The organism is Novosphingobium sp. Fuku2-ISO-50, from assembly GCF_001519055.1.
Taxonomy (GTDB): domain Bacteria; phylum Pseudomonadota; class Alphaproteobacteria; order Sphingomonadales; family Sphingomonadaceae; genus Novosphingobium.
Genome location: NZ_KQ954296.1, coordinates 28372 through 48563 on the forward strand (window position 1 = coordinate 28372; position 20192 = coordinate 48563).

19 protein-coding genes are annotated in these 20192 nt (G+C 65.4%); 2 read left to right on the forward strand and 17 right to left on the reverse strand.

From position 1 onward, the window contains the following. Positions 1-6: 6 nt before the first annotated feature. On the forward strand, positions 7-1344 hold the full coding sequence (locus AQZ50_RS14665) for an 8-oxoguanine deaminase (protein WP_067747299.1): 1338 nt from the start codon (positions 7-9) through the stop codon (positions 1342-1344). Here AQZ50_RS14665 and AQZ50_RS14670 read toward each other — a convergent pair. From AQZ50_RS14670 to AQZ50_RS21015, 15 genes are all read right to left on the reverse strand, one after another. Then, a complete protein-coding gene (locus AQZ50_RS14670) occupies positions 1329-2081 on the reverse strand; it encodes an alpha/beta fold hydrolase (protein WP_067747300.1) in 753 nt (250 codons plus the stop codon). The two genes, AQZ50_RS14665 and AQZ50_RS14670, sit on opposite strands and share 16 nt — an antisense overlap. After that, positions 2074-3018, reverse strand: coding sequence for an isopenicillin N synthase family dioxygenase (locus tag AQZ50_RS14675; RefSeq protein WP_067747302.1), 945 nt, complete (start codon positions 3016-3018; stop codon positions 2074-2076). The genes AQZ50_RS14670 and AQZ50_RS14675 overlap by 8 nt, the downstream gene beginning before the upstream one ends. A gap of 8 nt (positions 3019-3026) precedes the next feature. Next, a complete protein-coding gene (locus tag AQZ50_RS14680) occupies positions 3027-4427 on the reverse strand; it encodes a nucleobase:cation symporter-2 family protein (protein ID WP_082703678.1) in 1401 nt (466 codons plus the stop codon). Between the two features lie 72 nt (positions 4428-4499). Next, positions 4500-6803, reverse strand: coding sequence for a TonB-dependent receptor (locus AQZ50_RS14685; protein ID WP_231730315.1), 2304 nt, complete (start codon positions 6801-6803; stop codon positions 4500-4502). Between the two features lie 168 nt (positions 6804-6971). Further along, the gene (locus AQZ50_RS14690; protein WP_197412504.1) at positions 6972-7934 is read right to left on the reverse strand and encodes a bile acid:sodium symporter family protein; all 963 of its coding nucleotides are present in this window, start codon (positions 7932-7934) and stop codon (positions 6972-6974) included. Between the two features lie 8 nt (positions 7935-7942). Continuing rightward, on the reverse strand, positions 7943-9262 hold the full coding sequence (locus AQZ50_RS14695; protein ID WP_067747305.1) for an AtzE family amidohydrolase: 1320 nt from the start codon (positions 9260-9262) through the stop codon (positions 7943-7945). Next, a complete protein-coding gene (locus AQZ50_RS20530) occupies positions 9259-9429 on the reverse strand; it encodes a hypothetical protein (RefSeq protein WP_156427383.1) in 171 nt (56 codons plus the stop codon). The genes AQZ50_RS14695 and AQZ50_RS20530 overlap by 4 nt, the downstream gene beginning before the upstream one ends. A gap of 3 nt (positions 9430-9432) precedes the next feature. Beyond that, positions 9433-9783 (reverse strand): hydroxyisourate hydrolase, encoded by a 351-nt coding sequence (gene uraH, locus AQZ50_RS14700; protein ID WP_197412505.1) that lies wholly within the window; start codon positions 9781-9783, stop codon positions 9433-9435. Next, positions 9780-11240: an FAD-dependent oxidoreductase gene (locus AQZ50_RS14705; protein ID WP_067747308.1), complete on the reverse strand. Its 1461-nt coding sequence runs from the start codon at positions 11238-11240 to the stop codon at positions 9780-9782. Before AQZ50_RS14705 ends, uraH begins: the two co-directional genes overlap by 4 nt. Continuing rightward, a complete protein-coding gene (uraD, locus tag AQZ50_RS14710; protein WP_067747310.1) occupies positions 11237-11677 on the reverse strand; it encodes a 2-oxo-4-hydroxy-4-carboxy-5-ureidoimidazoline decarboxylase in 441 nt (146 codons plus the stop codon). Before uraD ends, AQZ50_RS14705 begins: the two co-directional genes overlap by 4 nt. Continuing rightward, positions 11674-12054, reverse strand: coding sequence for an oxalurate catabolism protein HpxZ (gene hpxZ / locus AQZ50_RS14715; RefSeq protein WP_067747312.1), 381 nt, complete (start codon positions 12052-12054; stop codon positions 11674-11676). Before hpxZ ends, uraD begins: the two co-directional genes overlap by 4 nt. Further along, entirely contained in the window at positions 12051-12932 is an 882-nt protein-coding gene (puuE, locus tag AQZ50_RS14720) for an allantoinase PuuE (RefSeq protein ID WP_067747314.1), read from the reverse strand. The genes hpxZ and puuE overlap by 4 nt, the downstream gene beginning before the upstream one ends. Further along, positions 12929-14116: a pyridoxal-phosphate-dependent aminotransferase family protein gene (locus AQZ50_RS14725; RefSeq protein ID WP_197412511.1), complete on the reverse strand. Its 1188-nt coding sequence runs from the start codon at positions 14114-14116 to the stop codon at positions 12929-12931. The genes puuE and AQZ50_RS14725 overlap by 4 nt, the downstream gene beginning before the upstream one ends. A gap of 43 nt (positions 14117-14159) precedes the next feature. Continuing rightward, on the reverse strand, positions 14160-15398 hold the full coding sequence (locus tag AQZ50_RS14730; protein ID WP_067747317.1) for an allantoate amidohydrolase: 1239 nt from the start codon (positions 15396-15398) through the stop codon (positions 14160-14162). Next, on the reverse strand, positions 15392-16969 hold the full coding sequence (locus tag AQZ50_RS21015) for a gamma-glutamyltransferase family protein (protein WP_067747319.1): 1578 nt from the start codon (positions 16967-16969) through the stop codon (positions 15392-15394). The genes AQZ50_RS14730 and AQZ50_RS21015 overlap by 7 nt, the downstream gene beginning before the upstream one ends. A gap of 263 nt (positions 16970-17232) precedes the next feature. Here AQZ50_RS21015 and AQZ50_RS14740 point away from each other — a divergent pair, with 263 nt between their 5' ends. Next, positions 17233-18144, forward strand: a complete 912-nt coding sequence (locus tag AQZ50_RS14740) for a LysR family transcriptional regulator (protein WP_067747321.1) — start codon at positions 17233-17235, stop codon at positions 18142-18144. A 56-nt stretch (positions 18145-18200) separates the two neighbouring features. Here the strand turns inward: AQZ50_RS14740 and dmpG are convergent, their stop codons facing one another. Both dmpG and AQZ50_RS14750 read right to left on the reverse strand, forming a co-directional pair. Beyond that, positions 18201-19226, reverse strand: coding sequence for a 4-hydroxy-2-oxovalerate aldolase (dmpG, locus tag AQZ50_RS14745; protein ID WP_067747323.1), 1026 nt, complete (start codon positions 19224-19226; stop codon positions 18201-18203). After that, the gene (locus tag AQZ50_RS14750) at positions 19223-20191 is read right to left on the reverse strand and encodes an acetaldehyde dehydrogenase (acetylating) (RefSeq protein ID WP_067747325.1); all 969 of its coding nucleotides are present in this window, start codon (positions 20189-20191) and stop codon (positions 19223-19225) included. The genes dmpG and AQZ50_RS14750 overlap by 4 nt, the downstream gene beginning before the upstream one ends. Between the last annotated feature and the right edge of the window lies 1 nt (position 20192).

Sequence of the window (20192 nt, forward strand, 5' to 3'; positions counted from 1 at the left end):
GAAGTCATGCGGATCTGGTTGCAAAATCCGGCGGCGATCCTTGCCGAAGGGGCCGAAGGCGGGCTGGTCATCGCGGACGGCGTGATCGCCGAATGCGTGGCGGCGGGGCGCAAACCCGCAGCGCCCGTCGACCAGGTGATCGATGCGGGCAACCATGTCGTGCTGCCCGGCCTGATCAACACGCATCACCATTTTTACCAGACGCTGACCCGCGCGCATCCCGCCGCGATCAACCGCGCGCTGTTCGACTGGCTGGGCGCGCTCTATCCGATCTGGCAAAGGCTGACGCCCGAAGCGGTCGCGCTGTCGAGCGAACTGGCCATGGCCGAATTGCTGCTGTCGGGCGTGACTTGCGCGGCCGATCATCACTATGTCTTTCCCGCAGGGCTCGAACACGCGATCGACATTCAGGTCGAAGCGGCGCGAAAGCTGGGCCTGCGCGTGGTGCTGACGCGCGGATCGATGAGCCTGTCGCGCGATCAGGGCGGATTGCCGCCGCGCGAAGTGGTGCAGGATCACGACACGATCCTGGCCGACAGCGAACGCCTGATCGCGCGCCATCACGACCGCGCGCCCGGCGCCATGGTGCAGATCGCGCTGGCCCCGTGTTCGCCGTTTTCAGTCACGCCGGAACTGATGCGCGACACTGCCGCGCTGGCCGCAGCGCACGACTGTCGCCTGCACACGCATCTGGCCGAAACGCACGACGAGACCGATTTCTGCCTTGCCAGCTTTGGCCGCCGCCCGCTCGATCATCTCGAAGAGCTGGGCTGGATGGGGCCGCAGACGTGGCTGGCGCACGGCATTCATTTCGACCCCGCCGAAATCGCGCGGCTGGGCACGGCGGGCGTCGGAGTGGCGCATTGCCCAACCTCGAACATGACGCTCGGCTCCGGCCAGTGCCGCACGCTCGATCTGGAAGCGGCGGGCAGCCCGGTCGGGCTTGCCGTCGATGGATCGGCGTCGAACGATGCCGGCAACATGATGGAAGAAGTGCGCCATGCGCTGCTGCTTGGCCGCCTGACTTATGGGGCCGACCGCGTCACGCATCTCGATGCGCTGCGCTGGGCAACGCAAGGCTCTGCCGCCTGCCTCGGACGGCACGACATCGGCCGGATCGCGGTCGGGGCCCAGGCCGATCTCGCGCTGTTCCGGCTGGACCGGGATTTGCGCTTTTCAGGCGGGCACGATCCGTTGGCGACGCTGGTGCTGTGCGGCGCGTCCCGCGCGGACAGGGTAATGGTCGGCGGGCGCTGGCTGGTCATCGACGGCGAGCTGGTCACGACCGACACCGCCGCCTTGCGCGAGCGGCATCATGCGCTGGCGCGTCAGGTGTTTGCCTGAAGCAACCGATCGAGCGCATCGCACAAGCAATCGGTCAACAGCTCTGGCACTGCCAGTTGCGGGACGTGGCCGCAATCGAGCGTAATCGTCGCAGCGCCGGGCGACAGCGCCTGCATCGCGCGTTGCAGACGGATGTCGATCGAGCGGTCTTGCGTGGCCTCGACATAGAGGCGCGGCACGCGGCCATAGCGTTCGGGCGTCGTGCACGGGGCGACGGCGCGCCCGGCCTCGGGCTGCGGGCGCAGGCTTCCGGCAGCGATCCGCGCCGCTTCGGGCGGGCAATCGTGAAGGAATATGGCGAGCGCAGCAGCAGGCGGCACGGCGGTCATGGTGCCGCCTGCCAGCCGTTCGAGATGGGGCACGATTCCCCCGAAATCGCCCGTGGGCTGCGCGGCGACAAGCTCGGCAAAGCTCATTCCCGAGGGCAGCATCATGCCCACCAGATAGACCAGCGCGGCAACGCGATCGGGCACCAGTTCGGCAACCTGGCTGGCAGTCAGCCCGCCGCCGCTGTGGCCGAGCACGACGCAAGGCCCCGGTTCGGCGGCCAGCACTTGCGCGACATGCGCGGCGTAACGATCAAGCCCGTCAGTGGCATCGCGCGGCAGATCGGGCAGATCGACCGCCAGCGTGCGCCAGCCGCGCGCCTCCAGCAGCGGGCGCCACGCGTCGAACGCCCAACTGCCCTGCCATGCGCCATGGATCAGGACGATCGTGCGCGGCATGCGGTCAGCCATAGGTCGCGGCATAGCGCTCGGCGAGATGCGCTTCGGTCGTGATCGGCGGATATTTCGGCACTTCCCCCGGACCAAGGCAGGTCGGCAGACATTCGACCACATAATCGCGATTGCCGGTAAAGAAGAACGGCACCGAATAGCGTTCGCGGCCCGACCGGTTGATCACGCGATGCGGGTTCGACCGGAAGCGATGGTTGGTCCAGCGCGCAATCAGATCGCCCAGATTGACCACGAATGTCCCGGCGATCGGCGGCGCATCGATCCACACCCCGGTTTCGACATCCTGCACTTGCAGCCCGCCCGCATCGTCCTGCAGCAACAGCGTGATCGAGCCGAAATCGGTATGCGCGCCGCAGCCTTTTTCGCCCGGATCGGGATTTGCGGGCTGCGGCGGATAGTGCAGCAGGCGCAATCGGCACGCAGGATCATCATTGAAAGCCGCGAAATAATCCGCCGGAAGGCCGAGCGCGGGGGCCAGCGCCCGCATCACTTGCCCCCCCAGCGCGCGCGCCGCCGCGAAATAGGCGGTCATCGTCGCGCGAAATGCAGGCAGGTCCGCCGGCCACTGGTTGGGCCCGACACCAAACCGCCCCGCCAGAACCGCCGGATCATCGGGCGCGACATCGGGCCCGACATAGAACCCTTCCTTGAGATCGGGCGCAGAGCCCTGTTCGAGCGTTTGCGCCCGCAGCGGCTCCCAGCCGAGCGCATGAGCGACGCGGCGCAAATGAACCGCCTGCTTTTCGGCATCGGGCAAAGCGAAAAAGCGCGCGCTTTGCGCAAAGACCGCCGCGATCAGCGCGGGATCGACGCCATGGTCGGCAAGGTAGAAAAAGCCGTGCCGCTCTGCCGCCGCGCGCAAGGCGGCCACTTCGGCGCGATCACCGGCAAACAGCCGGGCGCCGCTGAGCACGGGAAGCGAGAGGTCTGTGGTCATGGTTTACCTCACTCGGCAGGTGCAGGTGCGGGCGCAGGTCGGCTGTCGAGAAACAGATTGAGCGCAATCGCCGTGACCGAGGCCAGCACGATCCCCGAATGAAGGATCGGCCCCAGCACCGCCGGCATGTGCTGAAAGAACTTTTGCGCCAACACCGGGATCAGCCCCATCGCCACCGAAGCGGCGATCACCGCCAGACGTTCATACGTCAGTTCGACTTCCGACAGGATGCGCACGCCGGTCGCGGCAATCATCCCGAACATGATCAGCCCCGCCCCGCCGAGCACCGACAGCGGCACCGCCGCGACGACCGCCGCCAGCTTGGGACAAAGCCCGAGCACGATCAGAATGACCCCGCCCGCCGCGCAGACATAGCGCGAGCGGACCCCGGTCATGCTGATCAGGCCAAGGTTTTGCGCATAGGACGTGTAGGGAAATGTGTTGAAAATCCCGCCGATCAGCGTGCCCAGCGCATCCCCGCGCAAGCCGCGCGTCAGGTCGTTGGCCGTCGCCGGGCGTCCGACGATAACCCCGGCGGTGAGGAACATGCCGAACGATTCAACCATCGACACCAGCATGACAAAACACATCGCCAGCGCAATCGGCGCCTCGAACCGGGGCATGCCGAACTGAAACGGCCGGATCAGCGCAAACCACGGCGCGCGGCCCACTTCGGCAAAATCGGCATGCCCCGCCAAGGCCGCCAACACCGTGCCGATCACCACCCCGAACAGGATCGCGCCATAACGCAGCGGCCCCCGGCTGAACTTGATCAGCGTAAAGATGATCATCAGCGTGGCGAGCGCAATCGCCAGATTGGCCGGATCGCCATAGACCGCATCGTCGGGCTGTCCACCGGCGGACCAGTCGATCGCGATGCGCATCAGCGACAGACCGATGACCAGGATCACTGTCCCGGTCACCGTCGGCGGAAACAGCCGCTGCATCCGCCCGACAAAGGGCGCGATCACCATGCCGAACACCCCGCCGGTAATCACCGCGCCGTAAATCGTCGGCAGCAGCGCCACACGCGCCGCCATCGTGTCAGGCGCGGCGCCGAGCAGCGCCAGCATCGGGCTGACCGAAACAAACGTCACCCCCATCATGATCGGCAGGCGAATGCCGACGCCGGGTATCCCGATCGTCTGGATCAGCGTCGCCACCCCCGCCGCAATCAGATCCGCGCAGACCAGCAAAGTCAGCCCGGACGGCGTCAGATGGAGCGCCCGCCCCATCACCAGCGGAACAGTCACCGCGCCGGCATACATCACCAGCACGTGTTGCAGGGCAAACAGGAACAACCGGCCGGGATCGGGAATCCGGTCGACTTCGCCGACCCCTGAATCACGTGCCGCTGCGGGCGTGTCGCCGGCCATGCCGGATGCATCGATGTCCAAAGCCAAGCCCATGCTCTTTCTCGCGAAAACGGCGCCAAGACGCGTATCCGGACCGGCTGAGGGACCGGTCCGGATTTTACAGCTTCAGAATTTCACGCCGATCCGGCCGATGACCTGGCGCGGCGGCACATAGACGTCGAACACCCCGCCCACGCCGAAGTTTTCGGCATAGCGCGTGGCGATGTCGTTGCTGCCGGTCAGATTGGTGACCTGAAGCTCGACGTACCAGGGGTGGCTGGCGGGCTGATAATGCAGGTTCACGTTCATCATGAACTGGCTGCCGACGCGGTCGGTCGCCGGGTTGTTGTAGACGCGTTCCCAGAACGGCGAGCGGTAATTGGCCGAGACCGCCGCATCGAGCTTGCCGTCGGCGATCTCGGTCGCCTTGCTGATCGTCGCCGCAGTCGAGAAATTGGGCACCCGGCCAAGCTGGTTGCCATAGACGTCCGACGCGAAATAGGCGGCAAAGCGATCGGAAACATCCTTGCCGACAAAGACCCCGCCATCGGCACGATTGATCCCCTGCGCGACCCAGGCATCGAGCATGTTGACATGGCTGAGCACTTTGCTGCCCATGCCGGTGGCATTGAGATTGGCCCGCCAGCCCTGCGGCAAGACCCAGGTCAATTCGCCTTCGATGCCATAGACCTTGCTCTTGGGGATATTGGTCAGCCCGCCTTCGAAGGGTACGGGATCTTCCGAGTCCGCCTGAAGGTTGCGATAATCGTTGTAGAAGGCCGACAGGTTCAGCCGCAGCTTGCGATCGAACAGTTCGTTCTTGATCCCGATTTCATAGGCACGGACGAATTCGTGATTGAACGCTTCGGGAATTTCGGTCGACGAGGTGTTGAGATTGGCCCCGCCCGGCTTCACCCCGGTCGAGAAGCTCGCATAGAGCGTCGAGCCCGGCGTAACGTCGAATTCGACCGTCGCCTTGCCGGTCACTTTGCGGAATTCGCTGATCAGGTCGGCAATGCTGAAATTGGCCGCGGTATGCGCGGTGTACTTGTCCCAGCTATAGCGCAAGCCGCCGGTCAGGCGCAGCCTATCGGTCACATGCCAGGTCGCCTGGCCATAGCCTGCGACCGAGCTGCGATGGGCAAACGATTCGCTCGCGAAGGCCAGGCCATAGGCCGCCGACTGCGCGAGATAGACCCCGGGATTGCCCGCCGCCGCATAGCCGATGGTATAAGGCGTGCCGAGCAGGCCCGCGCCCTGCTGCACTTCGAACACGAATTCATTGCCCGAGGTGTGCTGGGCAAAGGCACCGACGATCCAGTCGATCCTGCCGCCCGGCTTCGAGGCAAGGTTCACTTCCTCGTTGACGGTGTTGAGCTCCCACGAATGGACCGGGATGCTGTCCTTGACCCCGTAAAAGGCCAGCGATTGCGCGGTCGACAGATCGTCGGCCGAATTGCGGTTGTTGATATAGGCGTATTGATAGCTGCTGATCGATTTCAGAGTCGCGCCGCCAAGGTCATAGGCGATCGTGGTCGCGGCGATGCGGCTGCGCGTCTGATTGGGGGTGGCATAATCGTCGCTGGTAGTGCGCGCGCCCGCGATCGGGTCGATCATGTTCTTGGCCCCGACCCCGTTGATGTCGTTGCTGAACAATTCGCCCCAGGCGGTGATCGTCAGGCGGTCGGTCGGTGTCCACAGCACCGTCCCGCGCACGCTCCAGGCGTCTTCGTCGCCGATATGGTCGCTGCCCGGATAGTTCGGCGCATAGTACCAGCCGCCGTGGCCTTCATGCTGGCCAGCAAAGCGCACCGCCAGATTCGGGGTCAGCGGCACATTCAGCATCGCGACTTCGCGGTTGTAGTTATAGCTGCCGTAGCTGCCTTCCATGCCCATGTGGACGGCGTCGAGATTGGGCAGATTGGTGGTCACGTTGATCGCGCCGCCGTCGGCATTCTGGCCGTTCACCGTCCCTTGCGGCCCGCGCAGGACTTCCAGCTGGCCGACATCGAGATAGCTGGCAACGACCGCGACGGGGCTGGCGATGTAGACGCCGTTTTCGACGAAGGCGACACCCGGCTGCGCCGACAGGTTCTGCAATCCGTCATAGCCGACACCGCGAATGGTGATGTTGAGCGGGAAAGCGCCGCCATCCGAGATAGTCATCCCCGGCACATGCTTGTCGAGATCGATGGCGGTACGGATGTCGCTCTTGCCCAATTGATCGCCCGACAGCGCGGTGATCGCGATCGGCGTCTTTTGCAGGCTGGTCGTAGTCTTTTGCGCGGTAACGGTAATGGTTTCAAGCGCAACGGTATCGGGCGCTGCCGGCGCCCCGGTCGCCGCCTCTGCCGCGTGCGCAAGGGCCGGTGCAAGCACGGCCAGCGCCGACGCAGCCGCCAGCAACGAAAATTTCGCGATCACCCTCATGATATGCTCCCCTGGGAATTGCCCTCTCAGCCATATTTTTATGGTTTTGGGGAAATCTCGCCGGAGGCTCGAAAAGCCCGCCGCAAAACTGCCTTGACTGAACTGGCAGATCACCAATGTTCTGCATAGCCGCAAAAGAGGCAAGGTGATGTTCGCAAAATTAGATCACTACTCCTGCCGCGTGGCGTAGCGGCGGGCAAGGTAGGCACAAACCATCAACTGGATCTGATGAAAGAACATCAAGGGCAGGATCACCGCGCCGACTTGCGCCGCGGGAAACAGAACGCCCGCCATCGGCACCCCCGATGCGAGGCTTTTCTTCGACCCGCAAAACTGAAGCACGATCGAATCTTCGGGCGAAAACCGCATCCAGCGCGCGACCAGAAAGCTGATCGTGAGCACCGCCGCAAGCATCACCGACGACAACAGCGCAATCACGCTCAGATCGCCAAGCGAGACCTGATGCCAGATCCCCTTGACCACTGCCGCGCCAAACGCGGTGTAGACGACCATCAGGATCGAGCCGCGATCGACAAATGTCAGCAAGGCCTTGTTGCGCATGACCCAGTCGGCGATCAACGGGCGCAAAAGATGCCCCGCCATGAACGGCAACAGCAACTGCACCACGATGGTTTCGACCGCATGCAGCGAAAACCCGCCCGACTTTGCCGTCATCAGCGCCGCCACCAGCACCGGGGTCAGCACGATGCCCGCCAGATTGGAAAACGATGCGCTGCACACCGCCGCGGCGACGTTGCCCCGCGCCATCGCGGTAAAGGCGATCGACGATTGCACGGTCGAGGGCAGCAGAGTCAGGAACAGGAGGCCGGTGGCAATGCCGGGGTCTATCCCCGGCAAGGCATGGACGGCCAGCCCGATCAGCGGAAAGATGCCGAACGTCATCACCGAAACGACCAGATGCAACCGCCAGTTGCTCGCCCCTTCGATCACCGCCTGACGCGACAGTCGCGCCCCGTGCAGGAAAAACAGCGCCACGATCGCCGCGTTCGCGATCCATTCGGCGATCTCGGCCATGATCCCGCGCGCCGGTGCAATCGAGGCAAGCAGCACCGTGCCGACCAGCATGAGGATGTATTTGTCGATATTGAGCCGGTTCAGAAAGTTTTGCATGCGCGGGATCATTCCTGTTCCGGTGCGACCGGATGCGATCGCACCAGCCCTTTGCGTTCGAGATCGGCGGCAAAGGCCAGGACATCGCCATCCGCCCCCGGCGCGCCGATCAATTGCACCCCGAGCGGCAAGCCGCGCACCGCCAGCGGCGCGGCCACGACCGGAAGCCCGAGAAAACTGATCGGCTGGGTAAACAGCCCGAGATTGGGGCGCGCAGGCTTTGGCACGCCATCGATCAGCACGGTCGGATCGGCCATCTGCGGCGCCGGGCCCATCACCACCGGCGCGATCAGTATGCCGTGGCGATCGAGCAGGCGCCGCATGCGTTCGGCAAACACCGCGCGATAGGCCAGCGCTTCGGCATGGATCGCATCGGGCAAGGCGCCGCCCGCGATCAGGCGGTCGCGCGTTGCCGGATCATAGGACAAGGGCGCCTCGCGCAAGGCCGCCGCGTGCAGGTGCCCGCCTTCATATGCGGTGATCAGGAACGCGGCGGAACGGGCCTGCGCCACGCCTTCGATCTCGACCATGGGCAAAGGACCGAGCCCGGCCAGCCCCTCGCGCATGTCCGCCGTCAGATTCTGCGCAAACCAGCCGCCCAGGATGGCCGGATCGAGGTCCGACAGGGGGCGTGCCGCCGCCGCGTGTCCGCGCAAGACGCTGTCGATCAGCGCCAGATCGCCCGCGCTGCGCGCAAAGGCGCCGATGTCGTCGAGCGTGTGCGCAAACGGATAGACCCCGCCCATCGGCAGCGAGCCATGCGTCGGCTTGATGCCATAGACCCCGCACAAACCCGCCGGAATGCGGATCGAGCCATTGGTGTCCGAGCCCAGCGCAAAGCCGACCAGCCCCGCCGCCACTGCCGCCGCCGACCCGCCCGACGATCCGCCCGCAAAGCGCGCGCGATCATGCGGATTGCGGGTAATCCCCCAGCGCGCGTTGTCGGTGACGAAGCCATAGGCGAATTCGTCCATGTTGCATGTCGCCACCAGCACCGCGCCCGCCGCGCGCAGCCGCACGATCGCTTCGGCATCACAGGCCGCCGGTTCGGCATGTTCGAGCCGCGCCGCGCCCGCCGTCGTGGGCAGGCCCGCAACATCGAACAAGTCCTTCACCGCATAAGGCACGCCCGCCAGCGGCCCGGGGTCCACTCCTCGCGCCACTTGCGCATCAACCTCTGCCGCCTCGGCCAAGGCGCGCGCTTCGAGGCAGCGCGTTACCGCCAGAAGCCCCGGATCGGCCCGGATACGCCCGATCGCCTCGCGCGCCAGGTCCATGGCCTTGGCGCGCCCTGTGCGCACCGCGTCGGCGTCGACCGCGATGCTCATCGCCGTTCCCCGCGCAGAATCGCGATATGGTCTGCGAGCAGACGCACATTCATCGCGACGCCGGGCACACAAGCTGCGGGCAGGACCAGCCCGAGCGAGCGGACAATCGCTTTATCGTCGAGATCCCGCAGGTGCTCCGGAAAGCGCGGCGTGGTCGTCTCGGTCATGGCTCAACTGCCCCGATAGGTGGAATAGCCGTAAGGCGCGACCAGCAAGGGCACATGATAATGCCCGCTTTCGCCCGCTACCCCGAAATCGCCAGAAACCCCGAAATCTATCGTGACGACATCGAGAAACGGCGGATCGGCCAGTGCCACGCCGCGCGCCCGATAATAGGCCGCCACGCCAAATGCCAGCCGATAGCGGCCCGGCGTCAGGCGCGGCAAATCCGGGCACCGCCCATCGCCATTGGTCACCCCGCGATAAAGCCCGGCCCCCGCCCCGTCGCTCAGCACGACGTCCACGCCGACCGCCGGGCAGCCGTGCATGGTGTCAAGCACATGGGTCGACAGCGAGATCATGCCGCCGCCTCGACCGCGCGCGGCCATTCCCCCAGGAATTCGTGATCGTCATAGCCGATGAACGCGGCCAGGTTTTCCGCCTTGTCATCGAGAAACAGTTGATCGGCGATCCCGCTGGCGAGCTTTGGCAGGGCCTGTTGCAGCCCCGACAGCGCCGATGCCGACAAGCCGAGGCTGAGCAGGGCGGAGTAGTTGAACGCGAACAGGCCATAGACCTTGTCGGCAAGTTCGGGCCGGACGGGCAGGAATTCGAACGCGGGCCCAAGGTAGGGATGCGCGGCGATCAGATCGCGAATGCCCTGCGGCGCGCGCACATCGGCGGGCACCGGCACCACATCGCCCCAGCGCGCGATCGCCAAGGCGACCTTGCGCAATTCCGGACGCAGCGCGGGATCGCTGATCAGGCCGGTCGACAGAACCACGAAATCAAAGACATGCTCGCCCCTGGGAGTCGTGACTTTGACCCGCGTCCCGTCATCGATCGCCTCGACATCGAGCCACGGACTGCCAAGGTGCAGATCAAACCCCGGCCAGGCCGCCGCGCGCGCAAACGTGTCGTTGGTCGGCGGCTGGTTATGGCCCAGAAAACAGGCCATCGCGCGATACTTGTCGGCATCGCCCAACGCCGGAAACCGCGCCGCCAGCCCGACTTTTTCCATAAACCGGATCGGATTGACACGCGGCAATTCACGGCGGCGCATGAACACGTCAACCGCCGCAACCCCCTCGCCCAGCGCGAAATTGGCATTGTCAAAGGCGCTCGCCCCGCCGCCGAGAATGCCGATCCGCTTGCCCGCCATGGCGGTGAAATCGATCGCCTCGCTGGTATGGGCATAGAGCCGGGTCGGCAGCTTGTCCTTGATCATCGCGGGCGTGTGCCATTCGCCGCCGCCCTGAATGCCCGTGGCCAGCACGACCTTGCGCGCCAGAACCGCATCGCCGCCCCGCAGTGCCAGCCGAAACAACCCCGGCCCGACCGGCTCGATCGCATCGACTTTCGCCCCGTTGCGCACCGGCAAGTCGAGCACGCGGCGATACCAGCGCAAGTACGCCATCCAGACCCCGCGCGGAATCTTGTCGAGCGCGGCCCAGCCGTCGGCGCCATGCTGCGCCTCGTACCAGGCGCGAAAGGTCAGGCTGGGCAGCCCGAAATCGATCGGCGTCAGATCCTTGGGCGTGCGCAGCGTGATCATCCGCGCATAAGTCTCCCACGGGCCTTCGCGCCCCGCTTCGTTTTCATCGACCACCACGACATCGTGTACCCCTTCGCGACGCAGGCCAAAGGCCGTGGCAAGCCCCGACTGCCCTCCGCCGATCACCGCGACATCGTGGACATGCTCGCCCTCGTGCGTGCGCGGGCGGGTCCACGTCGGGCCGGAAAAGCGGGTCAGTTCCAGTTCGCGCGCCACTTGCGCTTCGAGCGCGGGCAGGATCACGGGTTCGGCGGGCGCGGTCATGCCATATCCTCCAGTCTGAGTTTCACGATTCTGCCGATTTCGGCGAGCGCGGTGGCGATTTCGGTCGGCCCGTCATGGCCGAGGCGGGCCTGCATCGCGGCGAGAATCCCCGCCTTGTCGGTCAGGCGCACACAGATGATGAACGGAACGCCGAACTTTTCGCGATATGCGGCGTTAAGCGCATGAAACCGCGCGTATTCCTCTTCGGTCAGCCGGTCGAGCCCGGCGCTGGCCTGTTCGGCGGCGCTCGCGTTGGTCAACGTCCCGTCGATCGCCGCCTTGCCCGCCAATTCGGGGTGGGCGCGGATCAGCGCGAGCTGTTCATCCGCGCTTGCGGCATGGACCACCGCCATAAGGTCGACATGGCGATCACCGCTCGAAGGCGCGGCATCGGCGCGCGCCTCGACCCAGGGGCTATGTTCGAACAGCGCGGTCAATGCGTGACCCCTTCAAGGCTGACATGGGCGGAAACGACTTTCCAGCCATCGGCAAAGCGCACCCACGATTGCGTCTGGCGGCCGCGCCGGTCTGACCCTTCGCGAAAGAATTCGGCATCGGCGGTGGCAAAGCTGTCGCCATAGACCGTGATCGCCACGCGCCCCAGTCGCCGCTGCGGCGAGCCGCCGCGCCCTTTGCGAAATTCGCGGATTTCGTCGATTCCATAGAGAACTTCACCGACGCCATAGCGATTGGTGGTCGGCGCATCATGAAACAGCGCGTCCATTGCCGGAATGTCGTCGGCCATCAGCGCGCGTTCGTATTCGTGAAACGCGGCGGTCACTTCGGCCAGCAGGATGGGATCATCGATGGTCATGCAGGATGCGCCTCGATCCAGTGGCGGGCAATGTCGATGCGGCGGGTGATCCAGGCGTCGCCACTGGCCAGGACATGGTCGACAAACCGGGCGACCGCGCGCGCTCTGCCGGGGCGACCGGCAATGCGGCCATGCAGGCCCACGCTCATCATCCGCCCGCCTTCGTCGCGCAACTGGTCAAACGTGTCGCGCAAATAGCGAAAGAACTGCTCGCCCTCGGTAAATCCGTTGAGCGCGACGATCTTCATGTCATTGGCATCGAGGCTGTAGGGCACGATCAACTGCGGCGTGCCATGGCGGCGATCCCAATAAGGCACATCGTCGGCATAGCTGTCGGCATCATAGACAAAGCCGCCTTCCTCGACGACCAGCGCCGCAGTCTGCGGACTGGTGCGCCCCTGATACCAGCCCAGCGGGCGACTGCCGGTCAGGCGGGTGTGAAGCGCGATCGCCTGCGCGATATGGTCGCGCTCGATCTCTGCGGGCACATCCTGATAATCGATCCAGCGATGGCCGTGGCTGGCCACTTCCCAGTCGGCCTTGAGCATCGCGTCGACAGCGGCGGGGTTCATGGCCAGCGCCGTCGCCACGCCGAACACCGTGACAGGCACCTGCCGCTCGGCAAACAGCCGGTGCAGGCGCCAGAAACCGGCACGGCTGCCATATTCGTAAAGGCTTTCCATCGCCATGGCACGCGCCGGATGACGCGCAGCGCCGACCATCTCCGACAGGAACCCTTCGGACAGCGCATCGCCGTTGAGCACGCAGTTTTCGGCACCTTCTTCGTAATTGATCACGAATTGCACCGCGACGCGCGCGCCGCCCGGCCAGCGCGCCTCGGGCGGGTTTGCGCCATAGCCGACCAGATCGCGCGTCATACCGTCGCATCCCACGCGGCAAGGGCCGCAGGCACCGCTTCGCCCAGCGGCACCGCATGGCCATGCGCCTGCAACGTCGCCTCCAGCGCGGCGAGTGTCAGCAGGACTTTGTGCTTCATCGCGTTATAGCCCATCGCGCCCAGTCGCCAGACTTTGCCGACCAGCGGCCCGAACGCCGTGCCGATCTCGATCTCGAACGCTTCGCGCATCATCGCACGCACGCTTTCGCCGTCGACCCCGGCGGGGATATACACACCCGTCACATTGGTCATGCGGTGCGCATCCTCGCCAAACAGAGTCAGCCCCATCGCACGCAACCCTGCGCTCATCGCCGCGCCCGCCGCCTTGTGCCGGGCAAAGCGCGCGGGCAACCCTTCCGCCAGGGCGATGCGCGCGCATTCGCGGGCGCCATAGAGCATCGTGGTCGCTTCGGTATGGTGGTTGAGCCGCTTTTCGCTCCAGTAATCCATGATCATCGCCAGATCGAAATAGTTCGATGCGATGCGCGCGGCGGGGCCGTCGACCGCGCCTGCCGCACGGATGCCCTTTTCATCATGGCGGCGGGTAAAGATGTGTTCGGCGGCGGCGTCGGAAATGGTGATCGGCGCGGTGCCCGAAGGCCCGCCGAGGCATTTCTGCAAACCGCCGGTAATCACGTCGGCGCCCCAGCGATCGGCGGCAATCTCCATCCCGCCCAGCGTCGCGGTGGCATCGACATAGACAAAGGCACCCACTTCGCGCGCGATCGAGCCGATCCCGTCGAGCGGCTGCGCCATCGTCGTCGAGGTATCGCCATGGACCGTGGCGATCACGCGCGGCCTGATCCGCAGCGCCGCCGTGCGGATGGCATCCATCGGCACGACTTCGCCCCAGGGCGCATCGACCGTTTCGAACCGCGCGCCGATCCGCGTCAGGATTTCCTGGAGCAACAGGCCAAAGCGCCCGAAATTGACCACCAGCACGGTTTCGCCCGGCAAAACCAGGCTGACCAGAGCGGCCTCGATCCCGGCGCGCGCGGTGCCGTCGATCAGCATGGTCCAGCGGTTTTGCGTGCCGAATACCGGGCGATAGAGCGCCATGACCTGATTCATGTAAGCGGTCATTTCGGGGTCGAACTGGCCCAACAGGTCTGCGCTCATCGCGCGCAACACGCGCGGATGGGCATTGACCGGGCCCGGCCCCATCAACAGGCGCTGCGGGGGATCGATCTCGCCAAACAGCAGCGGGTCAAGCACAGGTTTCTCCCAATTTCGCGATAAAGCCCAACATGACGGCAAGCGCCGCCTCGGCATCGGCAGGGTCGACATGTTCGCCCGGATTATGGCTGATCCCGCCGCGACAGCGCAGAAACAGCATGGCCGCCGGGGCCAGCGCGGCCATGACCATCGCATCGTGCCCGGCGCCCGAAACCAGTCGGCGCGGAGCGTGCCCGGCCTCGACCAGCGACGCCTCCAGCAGATCCATCAGGCGCGGATCGCAAGGGCTTGCGGGCAAAGTGTGAACCCGCTCGACATGGAATTCGAGATCCCGCCGGTCGGCAATCGAACGGATCGCATCGAGCATCGCCTCGGCCGCGTCATCGCGCCGGGCTTCCGCACCGGAACGGACATCGATGGTAAAGCGCACTTCGCCGGGGATGACATTCGCCGCGCCGGGCAAGGCCTCGAGCCGCCCCACCGTGGCCACGCAATCGCCGCCCGCCTCGCGCGCGATCCGCTCGATCGCCAGCACCATTTCGGCAGCTCCTGCCAGGGCATCGCGGCGCAACGCCATCGAACTGGTCCCGGCGTGCCCCGCCAAGCCCTTGATCACGGCCGCAAACCGCACTTGCGCGGCAATTCCGGTCACCACGCCGAGCGCCAGCCCTTCGGCCTCCAACACCGGGCCTTGTTCGATATGCGCTTCGAGATAGGCGAGCGCACCGGGATGGCGCGCCTCGATCATGCGTTCGGGCGTCGAGCCGAACATGGCGAGCGCCCTCGCGAGCGACGTGCCTGCGTCGTCGGCCATCGCGGGCACCGCGTCCAGCGTTCCTGCCAGCGCCTTGCTGGTCAGCATGGCGGCGGGAAAGCGGCTGCCTTCCTCGTCGCCAAAGGCAATCACTTCGATCGCAAAGGGCATCCGGCGCCCCTCGGCATAAAGCGCGGCGACGCATTCGATCCCCAGCATCACGCCAAGCGGCCCGTCGTAGAAACCGGCATCGCGCACGCTGTCGATATGGCTGGCGATGATCAGCGGGGGGCCCTCGGCAGTCCCTTCGTAGCGCCCGATCAGGTTGATCGCGGGATCGATCCGCGTTGCCATCCCCGCTTCGTGCATCCACGCCGCCACGCGATCGAGCGCTGCGCGATGCGCCGGCGTCAGATAGCCGCGCCAGAGCGCGCCCGGCGTGTCCGAAAACGGCGCACGGCCCAGTTCGTCGCAGCGCGCCACGGCCCGCGCACCGCCGGAAAGGGCATTCACCACCCCGCAGCCTCGCCATCGCTGCGCGGATCGCTCGCGCCGTCGATCCGGCCATCGGCATGGCGCACCAGCGCACCGGCATGCCCCATCATCGCGGTCGGCGGCCCGACGCGTTCGACCTCGTGCCCCGCTGCGGCCAGCTGCGCATAGACTTCGGGCGCGAAACCGTCCTCGATCTTGAGCGTGGTCGAATTTTCGCCCCAGGTCCGCCCCAAAAGCCAGCGCGGCGCGCTGATCGCGTCTTGCAGGTCCACGCCATAGCGGGCGTAGCGGCTGAACAATGCAGCCTGCGTCTGCGGCTGCCCCTCCCCGCCCATCGTGCCATACGCCATGATCCGGCCATCGTTCAGCACCGCCAGCGCGGGATTCAGCGTGTGAAACGGCTTGCGCCCCGGCTTCAGCGCATTCCAGCCCGTTTCGGCAAGACGGAACGACGCGCCCCGGTTTTGCCAGGTAATCCCCGTTTCGGGCAGGACCAGCCCCGAACCGAATTCGAAATAAGTGCTCTGAATGCACGAGACCACCTGCCCGCGCGCATCGACCGCGCCGAACCAGCAGGTATCGCCCCATTGGCTCGGCTGCGGCCAGGGCAAGGCGCGCGCCGGATCGATCGCCGCCGCCATGCCATCGAGCGCGGCACCATCATCGAGCAGGGCTTGCGGATCGGCCTCCATCAGCGCTGGATCCCCGCAATGCCTGTCGCGCCACACAAACGCCTGCTTGGTCGCTTCGACCAGCCCGTGGAGATGGGCAAAGCGATCCGGCTCGTCTGCCCGCAGCCGGTCGAACAGCGCCAGAATCAACAGCGAGGCCACCCCTTGCGTCGGCGGGGCGGAATTATAGAGCGTGCCAAGGCCGGTTTCGACATGCAACGGCGCGGGCCGGGTCGCGGCATGGGCGGCAAGGTCTTCGGCGGCGACCGGGCTGCCCAACGCGGCCAGATCCGCCGCGATGTCACGGCCAAGCGCCCCGCGATAGAAACTGTCCAACCCCTCATCGACCAAACGGCGCAAGGTGCGCGCCAGCACGGGCTGACGCAAAGTGTCGCCCGCGCAAAGGGCGCGGCCCCCGGGCTCGAAAATCGCGCGATAGGCGCCGGGCTGCGGGCGCAATTCCGGCCCTTTGGCCTCGGCAATCGCCGCGCCGCCCGCCGTTACCGCCACGCCCGCTTCGGCATGGACGATCGCATCGCGCAGCAGACGCGACAGCGGCAAAGTCCCGCTGTCGCTCGCCAGCGCAGCTTCCCAGCCGGAAATCGTGCCCGCCACCGTATTCGCGGCCAGAGGCCCGCGCCACGGCACCGCCGCAAGCCCGGCATAGCGCGCAAGATCGGCCTTTGCCGCCGCGCCGCCGCAGCCATGGATGCCGTGAATGCGCCCGTCCGGCTCGCGGATCAGCCAAAAGCCGTCGCCGCCGATCCCGGTCATGTGCGGATAGACGACGGCCAGCGCTGCCGCCACGGCCACGCAAGCCTCGACCGCCGTGCCGCCGTCCTGCAACACCGACAGCCCGGCGCGGCTGGCCAGAGCATGCGGCGCAGTAACCATGCCGCCCAGCGAATGCGCGGTTTTCATGACTGACAGTCCCCCATTTGCGGGAGTTTCTCCCCGAATTGCCAAACCACCAGCGACAAGGCGGGCTGCTGCACGTTTGGGATCTGCCGGGGTTTGTGTTCGAAATCCATCGCCGAATTTCGCAAGAAGCGTTCTCAATATGAGGACACCCGTCCGCCAACGCGCTTGCCGCCCCGCAGCGCGAGCACATTTTCAAACCATAAGGGTGCTGCCCCTTCGCAAAATTCGGTCTAAATGGATGATCCGAGCCGGAGACGCCGTCGATGATTTTTGCCCGAGCAGCGATCTATTTCGAAGAAGTGGCCCGCCGTGGGGCCTTGCGCCGGGCGGCGGATGCGCTGCGGATTGCGCCGTCTGCGGTCGATCGCCAGATCCTGCAGCTTGAAGAGGAATTCGGCACCCGCCTGTTCGAACGCACCGCGACCGGCATGCGGATGACGGCAGCGGGCGAATTGCTGCTCGATGGCGTGCGCCGCTGGCGCCGCGATATGCAGCGCATCACCGCCGAAATCGACAATCTGGTCGGGCTCAGGCGCGGCGAGGTCAATGTCGGCCTGATCGAGGGGGCCAGCGAATTCGTCGCGCGCGGCATTCGGACCTTTCGCGATGCCTATCCCGGCATTCATTTCAACCTGACCGTCGACGGATCGCAAAACGTCGTCGAACAGGTTCTCAAAGGCGATTTCGAAGTCGGGGTGACGGTCAATCCGCCCGACAATGCCGCCGTCCGCATCGAACGGACGATGATCTATGACCTTGGCGCGATTGTCCCGCCCGATCATGCCCTCGCTGCAAAGGGCGAAATCACGCTGCTCGACTGCATCGACCAGCCGCTGATCATCCCGGCGGAAAATCTGTCGCTGCGCTGGATTCTCGAAAAGGCGTGGAACCGGCGCATGGGCACCAGCCTGCGCGGCATTGTCGAAGTCAACAGCACGCGGATGATGAAAGCGCTCGTCGTCAATGGCGTCGGGATCGGCTGGCTGAGCGCGTTCGATGCGCTGACCGAACTGGCCGACGGCTCGCTGGTCTTTCTGCCGCTGATCGAGGACAAGCTGGAGCTGTCGACCCTGTCGATCGTCACCGCATCGGGCCGCAACATTTCCGCGCCGGCCACGCTGTTTGTCCAGCATCTGTCGCATTGCATGGAAAAACAGAACGTGCCGACGATCTGATGGTGGGGCGGGCCGCACCGGCCCGCCCCACCGGGTTCACGAATTTTACGGGCCCCTCAGACCTTTGCGGCCAGATCGAGCGCGATGTCGATGATCATGTCTTCCTGACCGCCGACCATCTTGCGCCGCCCGGCTTCGGCCAGGATCGCGCGGGTATCGACGCCGTAATCCTTGGCAGCCTTTTCCGCGTGGCGCAGAAAGCTCGAATAGACCCCGGCATAGCCCAATGTCAGCGTTTCGCGATCAACCTGCACCGGACGATCCTGCAAGGGGCGGACGAGATCGTCGGCCGCATCCATCAGCGCAAACAAGTCGCACCCATGGTTCCAGCCCATGCGTTCGGCAGCGGCGATGAACACTTCGAGCGGCGCATTGCCTGCGCCTGCGCCCATGCCCGCCAGGCTGGCATCGACGCGCACCGCGCCGTTTTGCACCGCGATGATCGAATTGGCGACGCCCAGCGACAGGTTGTGATGGGCATGAACGCCGCGCTGCGTCTCGGGCTTCAACACGCGGTCATAGGCGGCGACGCGGGCGGCATAGTCGTCCATCGTCATCGCGCCGCCGCTGTCGGTGACATAGACGCAATGCGCGCCATAGCTTTCCATCAACAGCGCCTGTTGTGCGAGCGCCTCGGGGCTCGACATGTGGCTCATCATCAAAAAGCCCGAGACATCCATGCCAAGCCCGCGCGCGGCCTCGATATGCTGTTTCGAAACGTCCGCCTCGGTGCAATGCGTCGCGATCCGCACGCTGCGCACGCCAAGGTCATAGGCATGCTTGAGATCGTGTACCGTGCCGATGCCGGGCAGCAGCAGCGTGGTCAGGACCGCGTGTTCGAGCACTTCGGCAACCGCGCCGATCCAGTCCCAATCGGTATAGGCGCCAAAGCCGTAGTTGAACGATGACCCTTGCAACCCGTCGCCGTGCGAGACCTCGATGGCGTCGACTTTGGCGGCATCGAGCGCGCGGGCGATCTTTTGCACATGATCGAGGCCGTATTGATGGCGGATCGCGTGCATCCCGTCGCGCAGCGTGACGTCCTGGATATACAGCTTTTGCATGGTCGGGTCGAAGCTCATGCGTGTTCTCCCGCAAAGTGGCGCAGCGCGATCTTTTCGGCGGTGCGCAGCGCAGCCGAGGTCATGATGTCGAGATTGCCGGCATAAGCGGGCAAGTAATGCGCCGCGCCTTCGACTTCGAGAAACACCGAGACTTTCAGCCCGGTGAATGTGGTCGTGCCGGTATAGGCCATCTCGGGAATATGCAGCGGCTGGTTGCCGCCGATGCTTTCGAACTGCACCGCCTGCTTCAGCCGATAGCCGGGAACATAGCCCTGCACTTCGGCCACCATCGCCTCGACCGAGGCGCGGATCGCGTCGCGGTCGGCATCGTCGCACAGGCAATAGACCGTATCGCGCATGATCAGCGGCGGTTCGGCGGGATTGAGAATGATGATCGCCTTGCCGCGCGTCGCGCCGCCGACTTTCATGATCGCTTCACTGGTGGTTTCGGTGAATTCGTCGATATTGGCGCGCGTGCCGGGCCCGGCCGATTTCGACGCGATCGAGGCGACGATTTCGCCGTAATGGACTTTGGAAACGCGATTGACGGCCGCAACGATCGGGATCGTCGCCTGGCCGCCGCATGTCACCATGTTGACATTGGGCGCATCGAGATTGGCATCGCCGTTGACCGACGGGATCGTATAAGGCCCGATCGCCGCCGGAGTGAGGTCGATCACGCGCTTGCCATGGGCCTGGAGCAGCTCGTTGTTGCGCTTGTGCGCGCCCGCACTGGTCGCGTCGAACACGATGCCGATGTCCGCAAATTCGGGCATGGCGATCAGGCCGTCGATGCCCTGCGCCGTGATCGGAACGCCCAGCCGTGCCGCGCGCTTCAGTCCGTCACTTTCCGGGTCGATACCGACGAATGCGCCCATTTCGAGCACTTTCGACAGCCGCATGATCTTGATCATCAGGTCGGTGCCGATATTGCCCGAGCCGATGATGGCGACTTTTGTCTTTGCGCCGTTTGTTTTTGACATG

Coding starts and splice junctions, on each gene's coding strand:
- AQZ50_RS14665 (WP_067747299.1), top strand. CDS start 7: ATGCGGATCTGGTTGCAAAATCCGGCGGCGATCCTTGCCGAAGGGGCC.
- AQZ50_RS14670 (WP_067747300.1), bottom strand. CDS start 2,081: ATGGCTGACCGCATGCCGCGCACGATCGTCCTGATCCATGGCGCATGG.
- AQZ50_RS14675 (WP_067747302.1), bottom strand. CDS start 3,018: ATGACCACAGACCTCTCGCTTCCCGTGCTCAGCGGCGCCCGGCTGTTT.
- AQZ50_RS14680 (WP_082703678.1), bottom strand. CDS start 4,427: ATGGGCTTGGCTTTGGACATCGATGCATCCGGCATGGCCGGCGACACG.
- AQZ50_RS14685 (WP_231730315.1), bottom strand. CDS start 6,803: ATGAGGGTGATCGCGAAATTTTCGTTGCTGGCGGCTGCGTCGGCGCTG.
- AQZ50_RS14690 (WP_197412504.1), bottom strand. CDS start 7,934: ATGCAAAACTTTCTGAACCGGCTCAATATCGACAAATACATCCTCATG.
- AQZ50_RS14695 (WP_067747305.1), bottom strand. CDS start 9,262: ATGAGCATCGCGGTCGACGCCGACGCGGTGCGCACAGGGCGCGCCAAG.
- AQZ50_RS20530 (WP_156427383.1), bottom strand. CDS start 9,429: ATGACCGAGACGACCACGCCGCGCTTTCCGGAGCACCTGCGGGATCTC.
- uraH (WP_197412505.1), bottom strand. CDS start 9,783: ATGATCTCGCTGTCGACCCATGTGCTTGACACCATGCACGGCTGCCCG.
- AQZ50_RS14705 (WP_067747308.1), bottom strand. CDS start 11,240: ATGACCGCGCCCGCCGAACCCGTGATCCTGCCCGCGCTCGAAGCGCAA.
- hpxZ (WP_067747312.1), bottom strand. CDS start 12,054: ATGACCATCGATGATCCCATCCTGCTGGCCGAAGTGACCGCCGCGTTT.
- puuE (WP_067747314.1), bottom strand. CDS start 12,932: ATGACGCGCGATCTGGTCGGCTATGGCGCAAACCCGCCCGAGGCGCGC.
- AQZ50_RS14725 (WP_197412511.1), bottom strand. CDS start 14,116: ATGGGGCCGGGCCCGGTCAATGCCCATCCGCGCGTGTTGCGCGCGATG.
- AQZ50_RS21015 (WP_067747319.1), bottom strand. CDS start 16,969: ATGAAAACCGCGCATTCGCTGGGCGGCATGGTTACTGCGCCGCATGCT.
- AQZ50_RS14740 (WP_067747321.1), top strand. CDS start 17,233: ATGATTTTTGCCCGAGCAGCGATCTATTTCGAAGAAGTGGCCCGCCGT.
- dmpG (WP_067747323.1), bottom strand. CDS start 19,226: ATGAGCTTCGACCCGACCATGCAAAAGCTGTATATCCAGGACGTCACG.
- AQZ50_RS14750 (WP_067747325.1), bottom strand. CDS start 20,191: ATGTCAAAAACAAACGGCGCAAAGACAAAAGTCGCCATCATCGGCTCG.